Below are 15,443 nucleotides of genomic sequence, written 5' to 3' on the forward strand. Positions count from 1 at the left end.
GCCCTTCGCCTCAGATCGCTCTGACTAGCCCTGCTGGGACTGCTTGCGCCACCGGATGCCGGCCTCGAGGAAGTCGTCGATCTCCCCGTCCAGCACCGCCGACGGGTTGCCGACCTCGTGGTTGTTCCGCAGGTCCTTGACCATCTGGTACGGGTGCAGCACGTAGGAGCGCATCTGGTTGCCCCAGCTCGAGCCGGAGTCCTTCAGCGCGTCCATCTTGGCCTGCTCCTCCTGCCTGCGGCGCTCGAGCAGTTTGGCCTGCAGGACGTTCATGGCCGTGGCCTTGTTCTGCAGCTGCGAGCGCTCGTTCTGGCAGGACACCACGATGCCGGTCGGGATGTGCGTGAGGCGCACCGCCGAGTCGGTCGTGTTGACACCCTGGCCACCGGGGCCGGACGAGCGGTAGACGTCGACGCGCAGGTCCTTCTCGTCGATCTCGACGTGGTCGGTCTGCTCGACGACGGGCACGACCTCGACGCCGGCGAACGACGTCTGGCGGCGGCCCTGGTTGTCGAACGGCGAGATGCGCACCAAACGGTGCGTGCCCTGCTCGACGCTCAACGTGCCGTAGGCGTACGGCGCGCTGACGCGGAAGGTGGCGGACTTGATGCCGGCCTCTTCGGCGTAGGACGTGTCGAACACGTCGACGCCGTAGTTGTGCCGCTCGGCCCAGCGCGAGTACATGCGCAGCAGCATCTCGGCGAAGTCCGCGGCGTCGACGCCACCGGCCTCGGCACGGATGGTGATGAGCGCGTTGCGCTCGTCGTACTCGCCGGACAGCAGCGTGCGCACCTCGAGGCTCGCGATCTCCTCGCGCAGCTTGGCGCGGTCGTTGTCCGCGTCGGCCTGCGCGTCCGCGTCCTCGGCCTCTTCGGCGAGCTCGTAGAGCAGGGGAAGGTCGTCGAGCCGCTCGCGAAGGCCCGTGACGCGGCGCAGCTCACCCTGCTTGTGGGAGAGCTGGCTGGTGACCTTCTGCGCCTTCTCCTGGTCGTCCCAGAGGTCCGGGCGGGCCGCCTGCTCCTCCAGGTCCGCGACAGCGGCGCGCAGCGCATCGAGGTCCAGCACCGCCTCGATGCTCGAAAGGGTGGCGGAGAGGTCCTTGATGTCTGCTTCGACGTCCGGGTTCACGCAAAAAGATTACGCCAGCACCGGTCGCAGTTCACGACCGGTGCTTCGCTGGCGTCCGCACGGTGGCCACGGGCTGGCGTCGCGCGCTTTCGACGTCCAGGTGGGTGCATCGTGGTGTCGGCCCCGCGTCCTCATATTGGACATGTGGGGGCGCGGGGCCGACGCCGCGAGGTGCCCTACTGGACGCCGGAAGCGACCGGCGTTAGCCCGTGGCCATCGTGCTCAAGCGGTGGGGATGGCGTCGAGCAGCTTGAGAACGGCCTTCGCGTGAGCGAGACCGAACTCGGCCACCGCCTTGGCGTAGGGGTCCTCCGCCGTCTTGGCCGCGCTCTTCGCGCTCTCCTGCTCCTGACCGTACGCGGAGCGCGCGGTCGTGATCAGGGACTCGCGCTGCTTCGCGGTCAGCGAGCCGGCGTGCACGAGGCGCAGGATGAGCGGGCTGCGCAGGTGGTCCGGGCCGGGCTCGGACAGCAGCCAGTTCTTGAAGGCCTTCTTGCCCGCCGCGGTCAGCACGTACTGCTGGCTTGACCGCGGTCCCTGCTTGCCGAGGCGCAGCAGGCCCTGGTCGGCCAACGCGGGAAGCTCGCGGTACACCTGGCTGCGGGTGACACTGAAGAACGCGCCGAAGCGGTCTCCTGCCTCCGCGACCAACTGGCCACCGGTCTTGGGTCCGTCGTGCAGCAGCCCGAGCAGGGCGGCTGCGGTCGCATTCAGGTCTGACACAACGACAACGTTCCCACGTCTGGGGGAAGCTGTCCACAATGGTCAGCCGTTCTGTCCACAGTGGCTGATCACCGGGCTAGTCTGATGGGCCATGCGGAGCAACGAAAAGTCTCGCTGAGTAAGCGGCAGTTTTCAGACCTCACGCGTTTGGCCGCTTGACCGTCTGTGTCCATCCCGGATGGAAAAACCCTTTCGCAGAAACGAAAGTCACCCGATCTCACTCGATCGGCGGTACGACTCTCACCGGCCGGAGCCACCCGAATGGACGGACGTGAGCCTTCGTCGCACGACCTGGTGATGTCCGCGCGCACCCCTTTCCCACGCCCGCACAACCGGGAAAATGATCATTGCCAGGCAGGGCGGAGCGAGACCAGGAGGTCGGGGACGATGAACATCAAGTGGCTGGACCACAAGAAGGTGGCGGCGCACACGGTGGCGTGGATGACGGGTGGCATCCCGGAGCAGGCCGGCAAGGACGAGTGCATGGTGTGCGGCAAACAGATCCGCAAGCACCGCACGGTCAACGGCGAGGGCCGGATCTGCTCGAGCATGCTGTGCGCCCAGTACTGGGCGGAGAACATGACCTGAAACACACCGGCCGCGCTCTTCGCGCTGATCGGGAATAAGCAGAAGGCCGGAGCCTGTTGGCTCCGGCCTTCTGTCTAGTAGCGGGGACAGGATTTGAACCTGCGACCTCTGGGTTATGAGCCCAGCGAGCTACCGAGCTGCTCCACCCCGCGCCGCTTCTTGCTTGTCTTGCTGTTGTAAGGAGAACTATACACCCTCTGGAAACGCTTTTTCACCACCCCCCACTAACCCGAATTTCCGCAGGTCAGCGACCTAAATCCTAGATGATCGCCCGCGAAGCCGAAGGCGAGCCGGGCGCGGGGGTCTGGGGGCTTGCCCCCAGGGTGGGGTTTGGGGGCTCCGCCCCCAATGCAAATGCGAAAAAGCCCTGTTCGCGATCTCCGCGAACAGGGCTCTCCCGGCTTTGTAGCGGGGACAGGATTTGAACCTGCGACCTCTGGGTTATGAGCCCAGCGAGCTACCGAGCTGCTCCACCCCGCGTCGGTAATTAGAACCTTACGCGGGGCGGAGCACTAAATGCAAATCGGGTGGTCAGCCCGATGGAGTGGGCGACGGAGCCACCGACGACTGGCCTGTCGGAGCGCTGGGCGCCGCGGTGTTGTACTGCTTGAACCTCTTCGAAGCGTCGTCCAGGCGCTGGTACGCCTGACCGAGCTCGGTGAAGTTGCTGTTCTGCTGAGCCCGCTTGATGTCCGCGAGCGCCGCGTCGATGTCGTTGACGGCCTTCTGCAGCTCAGGGCTCAGGGCCCCGTTGGTCGGCGGTGTCGTCGACGGCGGCGTGGACGTCTGGCCGTTGCCGTTGTTGTCGCTCGGCGGCGGCACGACCGCGCCCGTCCCGCTCAGCACCTGTTCCAGCGCGTCGCCCAGCGTGGACGCGTACCCGACCCTGTCGCCGTACCAGACGAGCACCTTGGACAGCTGCGGATACGAGGTGTTGTTGGACGCGCGCTCGATGTAGACGGGTTCGACGTAGAGCAGCGCACCACCCACCGGGAGCGTCAGCAGGTTGCCGTAGACGACTGTCGTCTTCTGCAACGCCAGGACGTTGAGCTCCTTGCTGACGTTGTCGGAGGTGAGGAACTGCGTCTGGATCTGCTGCGGGCCCTTCGCGTCCTGGGTCAGCTGCAGCACGCTTATCTTCCCGTAGTTGTCCGGGTCGGACCCCACCGAGACGTAGGCCGCCATGAACTCCCGGTTCTCACGCACGAGCGGGCTGGTCAGCTGGAAGCGGACCTTGTTCGTGTCGCTCGGGTCACCGGCGAGGACGTAGAACGGCGGCTGGGCGTCCCTGCGCTTGGCCGCGGCGTCGCGCTGGGCGTCGGCCGAGGTCACGTTGTCGATCGTCGGGTCCTGCGCCGTCTGCCAGTAGGAGACACCGGAGTAGAAGTCCGACGGGGACTGGACGTGGTACTTCGACAGGATCTGCCGCTGCACCTTGAACAGGTCCTCGGGGTAGCGGAAGTGCTGGCGCAGCTCGTTCGAGATGTCGCTGGACGGCTTCACCGTGTTGGGGAAGACGCCCATCCACGCCTTGAGGACCGGGTCCTTCTCGTCGATCGCGTACAGGCTCACGGTGCCGTCGTAGGCGTCCACAGTGGCCTTGACCGAGTTGCGGATGTAGTTGACGGGCTTGTTGACCTGCGAGATGACCACGCCGTCCGCGGTGAGCGAGTCGTTGGTCGCGTCACCGAGCTGCGTGCGCTGCGCGTACGGGTAGTTGTCGAGCGTGGTGTATCCGTCGACGATCCACGTGATGCGGCCGTTCACCACGGCCGGGTACGGGTCGCTGTCCACCGTCAGCCACGGCGCGACGGCCTGCACGCGGTCCCGCGGAGCACGCTTGAACAGGATCTTCGAGTCGTCCGCGATCGACTGGTTGAAGAGGATGTTCCGCTCGCCGTAGTAGGCCGCGAACGCGAGCTTGTCGATCAGGCCACCGATCGGCACGCCACCGGAGCCGGTGTACGTGTAGGACTTGGCGTCCGTGTCGTACTCCGCCGCCGAGCCCTGCGGCCGGCCGCCCACGATCGAGTAGTCGTTGGGACCGAACAGCTCGCCGTAGTACGTGCGCGGCTGGCTGACCTTGATGCCCTTGTCGGCGTTGCGGATCGAGCCGTCCGGCGCGACCTCACCCGTCTTGAACTCCGGGTACCCGCCGTTGGACTGGTCGGCGACCGCGTTCACCTTGTTCGCCTCGGCGTAGACGAAGCCGTTGCCGTGCGTGTAGATGAGGTGCTGGTTGATCCAGTCGCGCTGGCCCTGCGGCAGGCTGTCGAGCTTGAGCTCGCGGACCGCGACGATGTAGTCGCGCAGCTGTTCGTCCACTGTGTACCGGTCGACGTCGAGCTTGTTCGGGAACCCGTAGAACGGCCGCAGCTGCGTGAACTGCGTGAAGGTCCGCGACAGCACGGCCGGGTCGAGCAGGCGGATGTTGCCCAGCGTCGCCGCGTCGTTCGTCTTGATCTGGTCGTTGGTGACGGTCTGCTTGCCCTCGTAGGGCTTCGTCGTCACCTTGTCGTCCGTCAACCCGAACGACTGCCGTGTCGCCTCGATGTTGCGGGTGATCGACTGCGCTTCCTTCTGGATGGCGTTCGGCTTGACCGAGAACTGCTCCAGCACCGCGGGCCACGCCGCGCCGACGAGCACGCTCGACAGAACCAGCAGGACGGTCGCGATGGCGGGCAGCTGCACGTTGCGCATGAACGCGCCCGCGAAGAACGCGACGGCGCAGAACACCGCGATGCACAGCAGGATCAGCTTGGCGGGCAGCACCGCGTTGAGGTCGGTGTAGCTCGCGCCGACGAACTTCTCGTTCTCGTGCAGCAGCAGCTCGTACCGGTCGAAGAAGTACGCGACGGCCTTCAGCAGCACGAACGTGCCGGCGACGAGCGCCAGGTGCAGCCGCGCGGGCCCGGAGAGCTGACCGCCGCGACCGGCCAGCCGGATCCCGCCGAAGAGGTAGTGCGCGATCACGGCGCCGATGAACGACACCGCCGTCACGATGAACAGCCACGACAGGAGCCACTCGTAGAACGGCAGCTGGAACGCGTAGAAGCCGATGTCGTGCCCGAACTGCGGGTCCGTGACCCCGAACGGCTGGGCGTTGAGGAAGAGCTGGATCTGCTGCCAGTCCGCCTGCGCCGACGCGCCCGCGATCAAGCCGACGAACACGGGGATGCCGATGGCGAACAACCGCATCCGCCGCATCACGACCGTGCGGTAGCGGGCCACCGGGTCGTCAGGTCCGGAGACCGGTACGAACACCGGGCGCGCCCGGTACGCGAGGTACAGGTTGAGCGCGACGATGCCGCCGACCACGACCCCGGCTGCGACGAACAGCCCGAGCCTGGTGAGCAGCACTGTGCTGTAGACGTCGCGGAATTTCACCTCGCCGAACCACAGCCAGTTCACGTAGGTGTCGAGCAGCCGCGATCCCGTGATGAGACCGAACAGGAGCACGACACCGACGATGAGCAGGATTCGGCTGCGTCGGGACAGTTTCGGCAGTCCGACTGGAGGCCGTGTGGCCACGAGGCACGCTCCTGGATCGCGGAATTTCAATACGTACGTTTAGTCCAACTCTACGGACGACGCCCTGGGTTCCCGTGAAGTCCGCAGTCTTACGATGACACGCGTGTCAGCGAGTGAAACGCCAGCGGTCATCCTCCCGACGGTCGCCCGTGAGGTAGAGGAGTTCGTATCGGCGGGCGGCTGGGAGCAGCCCCCGCAACTCTTCGCCCTCGTGCCCACCTCAGACCTGATCGCCCAGCAACCGGAGCTGCGGGACCAGCTGGACGCGGAGTCGTCCCCGCTGACCCCGATCGCCCAGGACCCCCTGGAGGGCGACCTGGACGAGGCGCTGGCGGGCATCGAGTGGCCGCCGGCCGTGATCGGCTGCGCCCTGGCCCAGGAGATCGTCGTGCTGCCACCGGAGGCGGAGACCGAACTCCACCACGGCGAACTGGACGACGAGGCGGCCCGCAAGTTCGCGGCCGAGCACCCGGCCCGCCGCGAGGCCCGCCTGGTGGCGGCCGTGCTGCGCGACGGCTCGGTCTCCTGCGTGCTGCGGCTGCGCGGAACGGTCGAGGTGCCCGAGGAGGTCGTCGAGCACCCGGAGCTCGCGCCCAACCTCACCGACGCCCTGCTCGCCACGCTGCGGCCCTAGTCGTCACACCCTCAGGCTGACACAACCCCGGCGCTTGATCGCGCCGGGGTTGTGATCTCGCGTGTTCGCGTGAAGCGGACAGCCGTCGGGAGCGTCAGCATCCCAGGCTGGTGCAGCCGAGCACCAAGATCGCGACCGTGTGCACCGCATTCCGGAAGTCGGCTTGCCCACTCCCGGACCCCACCCTTGTTCTCCCAAGCGACACCGAAGAGCCGTTGGGAGCGTCAGCAGCTCGGCGTCGACTCGCCCTTGTTCAGCGCCTCCAGCGACGACACCGCGTCCTTGAGGTTCTCGACCTTGATCAGCTTGAGGTCGTCGGGCGCCTGCTGCTTCGCGTCCTGGCAGTTGGCCGACGGCACGAGGAACGCCGTCGCGCCCGCCTCCTTGGCCGCCACCATCTTGAACGCGATGCCACCGATCGGCTTGACCGTGCCGTCACCCGCGATCTCGCCGGTGCCCGCGATGGCCTTGCCGCCGTTGAGCTCGCCCGGCGTCAGCTTGTCGACGATCGCCAGCGCGAAGATCAGGCCGGCGGACGGGCCGCCGACGTCGGAGAGGCTGATCTTGATTTTGAACGGCACGTCGGCGCGGTCCACCGGCGAGATGCCGATGAAGCCCGCGGGGCGGCCGTCCTCGCGGGTGCCGAGGGTCAGCTGGGTCGACTTCGAGGTGCCGTCCTTCTCGAAGGCCACCTCGATGTGGTCGCCGGGCTTGGTGTTCTCCAGGGCGGCGCTCACGTCGGCGGAGCTGCCCACCTGCTTGCCGTTGACCGAGATGATGCGGGCGCCGAGCGGGATGACGTTCTCCGCGGGGCTGCCCTTGGTCACCTGGTTGGCGATCACCTTGCCCGGATAGCCGAGGTAGTGCAGTGCGGCGACCTCGGCGGAGGTCTGCGACTCGCTGAACGCGAGCTCGTTGTTCTTCTGCACCTCCTCCTCCGACTCACCGGGCTTGAAGAACTCCTCGCGCGGTGCCAGGGCGTAGCGGCCGGACAGCCACAGGCCGAGGGCGCCGAACAGCGACACGTCGTCGGTGAGCGAGACCGTCGTCATGCGCAGGGTTCCGGCTGTGGGGAAGGTGTTCTGGCCGTCCACCGAGACCACGTCGGTGTCCTTGACCTTGCCTAGCACGTCATATGTCGGGCCGGGGCCCAGCGCGACGTACGGGACTCTGGCGAAACCGCCGAGCAGTCCGAGTGCCGCCACCACTAGGAAGCTGACGATCAGCGTCCACGTCCGGCGGGTCAGTCCGCGTTCCCTCGGCGGGGGCGCGGGTGGGGGTGCGGTCGTGACGGTTTCACTCACGGCTGAACAGCGTACGACCATGTGGATCCGCGTACGGTAGAGGCATGAGTGACGTGCCGTTCGGGTTCAGCCCGCACGACCCCGACGACAAGAGCGGGAAGCCGGGAGACAACCCGTTCGACTTCAGCCAGCTGGGCAACATGCTCAGTCAGCTGGGCGCGATGCTGAGCAGCGCCGGGACGTCGAGCGGGCCGGTCAACTACGACCTCGCCAAGCAGATCGCGTTCCAGCAACTGTCCTCGACGACGACCACGATCGGGTTCGCCTCCGACCAGTCGAGCGCGGTCACCGACGCCGTGCACCTGGCCGAGATGTGGCTGGACCCGGCCACCTCGCTGCCCGCCGGCACCCGCACGACCGAGGCGTGGACCGCGCGCGACTGGATCGAGCGCACCATCCCGACGTGGCAGCGCCTGTGCGACCCGGTCGCGCAGCGCATGTCCGGCGCGTGGGTCGAGGCGATGCCCGCCGAGGCGAAGCAGGCGGCCGGTCCGCTGCTGTCGATGCTCGGCCAGATGGGCGGCATGGCCTTCGGCTCCCAGCTCGGCAACGCACTGGCGCAGCTCGGCTCCGAGGTCCTCACCTCGACCGACGTCGGCCTGCCGCTCGGTCCCGAGGGCACGTCGGCGCTGCTGCCCGCGAACATCGAGAAGTTCACCGAGGGCCTGGAGCGCCCTGCCTCCGAGGTGATGGTGTTCCTCGCCGCCCGCGAGGCCGCGCACCAGCGCCTCTTCACGCACGTGCCGTGGCTGCGACAGCGCCTGCTCGACACCGTCGAGGAGTTCGCCAAGGGCATCAAGGTCGACACCTCCGCCCTGGAGCAGCTCGCCGGCCAGATCGACCCGTCGAACCCGGCCTCCATCGAAGAGGCCATGGGCTCGGGCCTGCTCGAACCGCAGACGACGCCCGAGCAGCAGGCCGCGCTGACCCGCCTGGAGACCCTCCTGGCCCTGGTCGAGGGCTGGGTCGACGTCGTGGTCGACGCCGCCGTGGCCGACCGCCTGCCCGGCGCACCAGCGTTGCGCGAGACGCTGCGCCGCCGTCGTGCCTCCGGTGGCCCGGCCGAGCAGACGTTCGCCACGCTCGTGGGTCTGGAGCTGCGGCCGCGCAAGCTGCGGGCAGCTTCGGCGCTGTGGAAGCTCGTCGGTGACCAGCACGGCATCGAGGTGCGCGACAGCGTGTGGGAGCACGCCGAGCTCGTCCCGACCGCGGAGGACCTGGACGACCCGCTCGAGTTCGCGGAGCGCCTCGCCAACACCCGCAAGGCCCTCGAGGACCCGATGGCCGAACTCGAACGCACCATGCGTGAGCAGGACGGCGACAAGCCGGAGGACGGCAAGCCCGAAGAGAGCTGAACCAGTCCCTGAACATGCGAAACGCCCGGCGAGCACACCCTCGCCGGGCGTTTCGCGTAGTAGGTCGTCAGTCTTCGGAGATGCCCCAGCCTGCGGCAGCTGAGAGACCTTCCAGGTAGCCCATGGCCCGCTCGGTCTTCGGGTAGCGGTGAACCCACTCCCAGAAGTCCTTGCCGTGCCCTGGTACGAGCAAGTGCGCGAGCTCGTGCACCAGCACGTAGTCGAGCACCCACGGCGGCACCTCACGCAGACGCTCGGACACGCGGATCGTGCCCTCGGTCGGCGTGCAGGACGCCCAGCGCGTGCGCATGGGCGGCACCCAGCGCACGCTGACGGGGTCGGCGAGCGAGTCCAGGTACCGCGCCGACAGCTCGGCACAGCGCTCCATCAGCGCCTCGTCCGACGTTCGCGCAGGGGATCTCCTGCGCGTCTCGCTGCGCTGGAGGCGGCTCAACATCTCCGCCACCCAGTGCTTCTCTTCCCCCTTGGTCATCCGTGCCGGCAGAAGGACGACGACCGTGTCGCCCTCCCGGTACGCGCTGACCATGCGGCGGCGCCGGGGGCTCCGCCGCACCTCCACCCGCGGTTCGGCCATGCAGTCACCGTAAACGTCGGCACCGACAATTTTCGGCCCCCAACCGGCCGCACGCCCGCACCCGGCGGGTGAAGTTCCACCGAACGGCGGCTGGACACGCGCGGATGAACCTGCGCGGATTCGACGTCTCGCCCAGGTACCGTCGCGCCAAGGTCCCCGAGTGTGTCCGCACTCACAACTGCAAGGGAGGGGCTGTGGCCGAGACCTACAACGGCTACTGCGTCAAGTGCCGCGAGAAGCGCGACTTCGAAGGCAAGGTCGAGGAGACGAACGGCCGGCGCATGGCGAAGGGCACCTGCCCTGTCTGCGGTACGAAGATGACGCGGATCCTCGGCAAGGCCAAGGTCTGACGTTTCCGCTGGCAGGGGGTCCCGCCCCCTGCCAGTCTTTCTCATGTGGACACGAGACCTCGCGTACGAGCAGGACTGGCCGTGGTGCGCCGCGGACCAGGCGTCGTGCAGGTCGGCACCGACCCGAAGCACGCCGTGGTGATCGACTCGCTGTCCGAGGCGCTCATCGACGAGCTGATCACCCTCGACGGCCGCCACACCGTCGCTGAACTGGGTGAAAGACTGAAAGTACGGGGCGAGGACCCGGACCAGTTGAGCGCCGTTCTCGAGTCGCTCGAAGAGGCCGGTCTGCTCGACACCGGCTCCCCCGCGAAGGGCGCGACGGCCGCCGTCCACGGTGCCGGACACCTTGCACTCTCAATTACTTCGCTTCTAGCTGAATCAGGCGTGCGGCTGGCTCATCACGCCGATCTGGCGGTGCTGGCGGCGACGCTCGTCCCGGATCCGAACCTCGTGAACGCGCTCATGGCGTCCCGCACACCGCATCTGGCCGTGCGCGTGCGTGAGGGTGTGGGCATCGTCGGGCCGTTGGTGCTCCCCGGCCGCACGAGCTGCCTGAACTGCGCCGATCTGCACCGCGCCGACCATGATCCGGCGTGGCCCGTCATCGCGACGCAGCTGGCGGGCCGCCCGGCGTCCACCGACGTGCTGTTCGCCACGGGAACGGCGGCGCTGGCGGTCGTGCAGATCCTGGAGTCGTTGATCTACGTCCGGGGCCGCGACCTGGCCCCGCCGCCCGTGCTCAACGCCACCCTCGAGCTGGACCTCGTGACGGGTGTTGCTGAGAGGCGAAGCTGGTATCCGCACCCTGACTGTCAGTGCGCCGCACATAACATGGCCGAGTGACCGAGATTCCGCGCAAGGCAGTGCAGCGCACCGCCAAGCTGGCAAGCCTCCCGCTCGGGGTGGCGGGCCGGGTGGTGGGCGGCTGGGGGAAGCGACTGACCGGACGCGCGGCCGACGAGGTCAACGCCGAGGTGACGGCCAAGACGGCGGAACAGGTCTTCGCGGTGCTCGGCCAGCTCAAGGGCGGCGCGATGAAGTTCGGCCAGGCGCTGAGCGTCTTCGAGGCGGCTGTCCCCGACGAGCTCGCGGCCCCGTACCGCGAGGCCCTGACGAAGCTGCAGACCGCGGCCCCGCCGATGCCCGCCCGCACGACTCACCGCGTGCTCGCCGAACAGCTCGGCGCCTCCTGGACGAAGCGCTTCAAGGAGTTCGACGACGACCCTGCCGCGTCGGCGTCCATCGGCCAGGTGCACCGCGCGGTGTGGCACGACGGCCGCGACGTGGCGGTGAAGGTCCAGTACCCCGGCGCCGACGAGGCCCTGCGCGCCGACCTGAAGCAGCTGCTGCGGTTCTCCCGGCTGCTGCAGGCGATCATGCCCGGCACCGACGTGCGCCCGCTGCTGGAGGAGCTGCGCGACCGGTACCTCGAGGAGCTCGACTACCGCGACGAGGCCGCGAACCAGCGCACCTTCGCCAAGGCCTTCGAGGACGACGCGCACGTGGTGGTCCCGCGCGTCATCGCCTCGTCGCCCAAGGTCATGGTGACCGAGTGGACGTCCGGCGTCGGCCTGTCGACGATCATCCGCTCCGGCTCGGTCGCCGACCGCGACCTGGCCGGCCAGCGCCTGGCCGAGTTCCACTTCTCGGCCCCGTCACGCTCCGGCCTGCTGCACGCCGACCCGCACCCCGGCAACTTCATGCTGGGCGAGGACGGCCGCCTGCGCGTGATCGACTTCGGCGCCGTGGCCCGCCTGCCCGACGGCCTGCCCAAGACGCTGGGCCTCATGACCCGTCTCGCCCTGGACGGCCGTTCCGCGGACTTGGTCGAGCTTCTGCGCACCGAGAACTTCATCCGCGAGGGCATGTCCCTGCACGGCGAGGACGTCCTCGGCTACCTGGCCCCCTTCGTCGAACCGCTGCGCACCGAGTCGTTCCACTTCACCCGCCGCTGGCTGCAGTCCCAGGCCGAGCGGGTGGGCGACCTGCGCAGCCCCGACTCACAAACCGGCCGCTCCCTCAACCTGCCGCCGCAGTACCTCTTGATTCACCGCGTGACATTGGGCGCGACGGGCATTCTCTGCCAGTTGGACGCCCACGTGAACGCACGCGAAATCGTCGCGCGCTGGCAACCGGGATTCGACGACTAACTCGGCCGGGTGAACCCCGCGAAAGTTGTCCACAGGTTGGGTCTCACCCCGTTTTCCCACCCTCCGCATGGGCCACGATCTCCCCATGGCACCCATCGCAAGCACCGCTGACCTGCGCCTCTCCGGACTCTCCGCCAGGGAGATCCTCCGCCACTGCACGCCCGCCGGCCCCTGGCAACAACTGCTCCCCGGCGTTGTTCTGCAGAAGCCCTCACCCCCGACCCGGCTGGACCGACTGCGCGCAGTCCAGTTCTTCGCGGGCCCTGATTCGGTGATCACAGGAGCCGACGCGCTGTCCCGCCAAGGCGCTCGACTAGCACTCCCCCGGCACATTCACGTGCTGACGGGAAAAGACGTGCGCCGCGCACATCCGTCGATTCTCTGCGAACGCACAATCCGCCCTCCAGCCATCGTGGAGCACCAAGGCCTGAGACTGGCCGGCCCAGCCCGCGCCGCGCTGGACATGGCTCGCCGCGAGACCAACCCACGCGCAGTCGTCGGCATCCTCGACGCGGTGCTCGACGCGCGCCTGTGCTCGCCCAATGATCTTCACGAGGAGCTGCAGCGATGCAGCCGACGAGGAACAGCCCTGGTCAGACAGGCCTTACGCCACCTCCACCCAGCCGAGGGCTCACTGCCCGCGGGGTAGCCGCCGACGCTCTCGCCCCCAAGTCGAGGAGACGACAGCGCCCCACTCGAGTCGTGCACCAGAGGACAGTCAACTCGGCTCAAGGTGTGCCCCGACCGGGCCAGCCCCGAGTCGCCGAGTCACGCCGAACCCTGAGTTCAGCGCGCCACGCCGACCCGCTCGACCGCATGGGCTCGTCGCCGCATCCGGTGGCAGGTGGCCGACCCATGCCGAACCCCACATCCGAGTCAACCCCCGCTGCCCCAGTCGGCAGCACCTCAATCGGCGCCATCCCAACCAACCCCGCCAGCCCCAACCGGCGGCGTCTCAACCACTGGCGTCCCAGCCAGCAACGCCCCGCCGTTTCCGACCCAACCAGCAACGCCCAACCAGCCAGCCCTATCGACAGCGCCCCAGCCGCAGCCGGCCCCAAACAACACCGCCCAACCAGCAGCGTCAGCGCCAGTACTCGTCCGGCAACTTGCCCTCGATGTCCCGCACATGAGCCTTCGAGCAAACGTGACACAACCACCGGACCGTCCCACCGGTCCGCTCAGACGACCAGGCCAAGAACTCCAGGTCGGAAACGGAGGCACGCGACCGACCACATCTGTGGCAGGCCGTCACCGCCGCCGTCCCAAGTGGACCGTGTCGGTCTCCAGCAGGAACACGTCCTCCCGAGCCCCGACGTACTCGGAGTCGGAGGGATTCAGCAGCCGCCTCAACGCATCGCGATCAGCGGCGTGCAGACGAGACGAGGTGATCTCGGACAACCAGGTCAGCCGGTCGACAGCCCACTCCCGGACGAGGTGCTTGGCCGGAGCGGGGTGGTCGACCAGGAAGCTGAACGCGCTGATCTCGCCCAGGCCCGCGTCCGCCAGCGCCACGTTCCAGCCGACGGGCAGGCGCACCGAGCCGGTCATGTTCTCGCGCATCGACACGAACCACTCGGCGCGGGCCGCGGCTATGCGGTCGGCGAGACCCGGTGAGCCGACGCCGAGGTCCCACGGCAGGAAGCGGGTTTCGAGGCCACCCTCGGCCAGCGCCAGCCAGCCGCCGGGGGCCAGGGCTTCGACCAGGCGTTTTACCCCGCGCAGCTGATCAGGGAGGTGATGGATCACCCGCGAGCCCCAGACGAGCTCGACCGGTCCGGCGAAGGACAGCGGGTTCTCGGAGGCGAGGTCGGCCAGCACCGGCTTCACCGACACGGCGCCGTCGGCTTCGGCGCGCGCCGCGGTGCAGGCTGCGTCCAGCAATTCGGGCGTGGCGTCGACCAGGACCAGGACGCCGCCGCCGTGTTCGCGCAGTGCCGAGACCAGCGGCACGCTCATGGAGCCGGCGCCGCAGCCGACGTCCATGACCACCGGTGAGTCGGGCAGCAAGGAGACCAGTCTGCGGGCGACGGCGGAGAGCGCTTCGGACTGCAGCGAGCCGTAGCGCCTCATCGCGTGAAGCCGGGCGGACCAGTCGATTCCGTCGTGGGTGTGGTGCGGCACAAACGCAAACGGTACGGAGGAACGGCCGAGGCCGCCATCCACCTTCTCGTGGATGACGGCCTCAGCTCGAGACTGTCAGAGGTCGAAGCGAGCCGCTCTGCGACCGGCCCATCGCGCCAACCTGCGCCAACGTTGCGCTGACGCGAGGCGGTTCGCCAGGCGTTGCTCTTCTGCGAACCTCTGGGCTTCTTGTATTCGTATTCGTACGAGTTCTTCATTCAGAGACATGGGAGTCAGGCCCTCGTTCAGGTAGGTGGGGAACGCGCTCGTGCTGGTCACGGTGTTCACGCTGCTGCCTCCGTCTTGTCAGCGGTGACGACAGCTGCCGCGTCCTTGCGCGGACGGCCACGGGGCCGCTTCCGCGCGATCACGACACCGCGCTCGAAGATCTCTCCACCCCAGACACCCCACGGCTCGTGACGGGCGATCGCGCCGGCAAGGCACTCCGCCAACACCGGGCAGGTCCCGCAGAAGGACTTCGCCTTCTCGAGGTCGGTCGGCGCGTCAGCGAACCAGAGGTCGGGGTTGTGGGTGCGGCAGGGCAGGTCAAGCCCCTCCGCGAGGTCCGGAAGTGTCTCGCCGGTGAGCGGGACAGTTGCCGTCAACATCAGGGTTTTCTCCTTGTGTGGGGTACTGCAAAAAACACGAAAGCCGCGGACTCTGTACGAGTCCGCGGCTTTCGTGAGCCTGGTGGTCCTTCGACCCCTTCTATGGGGTCGGCAGGAGCCTTCTCACTTGATGCGCGGACAGCGCAGTCGTGTAGTTAGGAACGTCATCGCTGGTCGGCCGGACAATCGGCTGCTCGTTGAACAGTCCGGTGCCGCGCTCACGACCCAGCAGTGCCGCCGACTTGTGGGCAGACTTCTGCCACACGGTCAGAGCGGTGGTGGGCATGCAGAGGTGCTCGGACACAGAGGTGCCGAGGGTGGATTCGATGCTCAAGATCTTCTTCACAACG

General features: G+C 68.0%; 15 protein-coding genes and 2 tRNA genes. 7 read left to right on the forward strand and 10 right to left on the reverse strand.

The features are described 5' to 3' along the window. Window positions 1-24: 24 nt before the first annotated feature. Entirely contained in the window at window positions 25-1,128 is a 1,104-nt protein-coding gene (prfB, locus tag ABZ345_RS42835; RefSeq protein ID WP_359860736.1) for a peptide chain release factor 2, read from the reverse strand. 222 nt (window positions 1,129-1,350) lie between these two features. Continuing rightward, window positions 1,351-1,851: a helix-turn-helix transcriptional regulator gene (locus tag ABZ345_RS42840; protein WP_086666928.1), complete on the reverse strand. Its 501-nt coding sequence runs from the start codon at window positions 1,849-1,851 to the stop codon at window positions 1,351-1,353. 387 nt (window positions 1,852-2,238) lie between these two features. On the opposite strand from ABZ345_RS42840, the gene ABZ345_RS42845 reads away from it, so the two are divergent. After that, window positions 2,239-2,439 (forward strand): hypothetical protein, encoded by a 201-nt coding sequence (locus ABZ345_RS42845; protein ID WP_030470381.1) that lies wholly within the window; start codon window positions 2,239-2,241, stop codon window positions 2,437-2,439. Window positions 2,440-2,517: 78 nt separating this feature from the next. Here ABZ345_RS42845 and ABZ345_RS42850 read toward each other — a convergent pair. The 3 genes from ABZ345_RS42850 to ABZ345_RS42860 all read right to left on the reverse strand — a co-directional run bounded on the left by ABZ345_RS42850 (window position 2,518) and on the right by ABZ345_RS42860 (window position 5,970). Then, window positions 2,518-2,591 (reverse strand) — tRNA-Met (locus tag ABZ345_RS42850). Between the two features lie 254 nt (window positions 2,592-2,845). Beyond that, window positions 2,846-2,919 (reverse strand) — tRNA-Met (locus ABZ345_RS42855). Window positions 2,920-2,970: 51 nt separating this feature from the next. Beyond that, the gene (locus tag ABZ345_RS42860; protein ID WP_359860738.1) at window positions 2,971-5,970 is read right to left on the reverse strand and encodes a UPF0182 family protein; all 3,000 of its coding nucleotides are present in this window, start codon (window positions 5,968-5,970) and stop codon (window positions 2,971-2,973) included. Window positions 5,971-6,064: 94 nt separating this feature from the next. Between ABZ345_RS42860 and ABZ345_RS42865 the strand changes: the two genes are divergently transcribed. Further along, the gene (locus ABZ345_RS42865) at window positions 6,065-6,604 is read left to right on the forward strand and encodes a PPA1309 family protein (protein ID WP_359860740.1); all 540 of its coding nucleotides are present in this window, start codon (window positions 6,065-6,067) and stop codon (window positions 6,602-6,604) included. A 224-nt stretch (window positions 6,605-6,828) separates the two neighbouring features. Here ABZ345_RS42865 and ABZ345_RS42870 read toward each other — a convergent pair whose 3' ends face one another. Then, a complete protein-coding gene (locus ABZ345_RS42870; RefSeq protein ID WP_359860742.1) occupies window positions 6,829-7,908 on the reverse strand; it encodes a PDZ domain-containing protein in 1,080 nt (359 codons plus the stop codon). 44 nt (window positions 7,909-7,952) lie between these two features. On the opposite strand from ABZ345_RS42870, the gene ABZ345_RS42875 reads away from it, so the two are divergent. Next, a complete protein-coding gene (locus tag ABZ345_RS42875; RefSeq protein WP_359860744.1) occupies window positions 7,953-9,263 on the forward strand; it encodes a zinc-dependent metalloprotease in 1,311 nt (436 codons plus the stop codon). A gap of 67 nt (window positions 9,264-9,330) precedes the next feature. Here ABZ345_RS42875 and ABZ345_RS42880 read toward each other — a convergent pair whose 3' ends face one another. Beyond that, window positions 9,331-9,858, reverse strand: a complete 528-nt coding sequence (locus ABZ345_RS42880) for a M48 family metallopeptidase (RefSeq protein ID WP_359860746.1) — start codon at window positions 9,856-9,858, stop codon at window positions 9,331-9,333. 194 nt (window positions 9,859-10,052) lie between these two features. Between ABZ345_RS42880 and ABZ345_RS42885 the strand changes: the two genes are divergently transcribed. The 4 genes from ABZ345_RS42885 (at window position 10,053) to ABZ345_RS42900 (ending at window position 13,010) form a co-directional block, all read left to right on the forward strand. Continuing rightward, window positions 10,053-10,208, forward strand: a complete 156-nt coding sequence (locus tag ABZ345_RS42885) for a DUF5679 domain-containing protein (protein WP_167979751.1) — start codon at window positions 10,053-10,055, stop codon at window positions 10,206-10,208. 45 nt (window positions 10,209-10,253) lie between these two features. Further along, window positions 10,254-11,054: a TOMM precursor leader peptide-binding protein gene (locus ABZ345_RS42890; protein WP_359860748.1), complete on the forward strand. Its 801-nt coding sequence runs from the start codon at window positions 10,254-10,256 to the stop codon at window positions 11,052-11,054. Further along, entirely contained in the window at window positions 11,051-12,361 is a 1,311-nt protein-coding gene (locus ABZ345_RS42895) for an AarF/UbiB family protein (protein ID WP_359860750.1), read from the forward strand. Before ABZ345_RS42890 ends, ABZ345_RS42895 begins: the two co-directional genes overlap by 4 nt. Window positions 12,362-12,446: 85 nt before the next feature. Further along, entirely contained in the window at window positions 12,447-13,010 is a 564-nt protein-coding gene (locus ABZ345_RS42900) for a hypothetical protein (RefSeq protein WP_359860752.1), read from the forward strand. Between the two features lie 602 nt (window positions 13,011-13,612). Here the strand turns inward: ABZ345_RS42900 and ABZ345_RS42905 are convergent. The 3 genes from ABZ345_RS42905 to ABZ345_RS42915 form a co-directional block, all read right to left on the reverse strand. Next, on the reverse strand, window positions 13,613-14,485 hold the full coding sequence (locus ABZ345_RS42905; RefSeq protein WP_359860754.1) for a methyltransferase: 873 nt from the start codon (window positions 14,483-14,485) through the stop codon (window positions 13,613-13,615). A gap of 284 nt (window positions 14,486-14,769) precedes the next feature. After that, window positions 14,770-15,093, reverse strand: a complete 324-nt coding sequence (locus ABZ345_RS42910) for a WhiB family transcriptional regulator (protein WP_045316024.1) — start codon at window positions 15,091-15,093, stop codon at window positions 14,770-14,772. Window positions 15,094-15,193: 100 nt separating this feature from the next. After that, the gene (locus ABZ345_RS42915) at window positions 15,194-15,439 is read right to left on the reverse strand and encodes a hypothetical protein (protein ID WP_359860756.1); all 246 of its coding nucleotides are present in this window, start codon (window positions 15,437-15,439) and stop codon (window positions 15,194-15,196) included. Window positions 15,440-15,443 lie beyond the last annotated feature (4 nt).

Origin of the sequence: Lentzea sp. NPDC005914, assembly GCF_040629405.1 — a bacterium.
Taxonomy (GTDB): domain Bacteria; phylum Actinomycetota; class Actinomycetes; order Mycobacteriales; family Pseudonocardiaceae; genus Lentzea.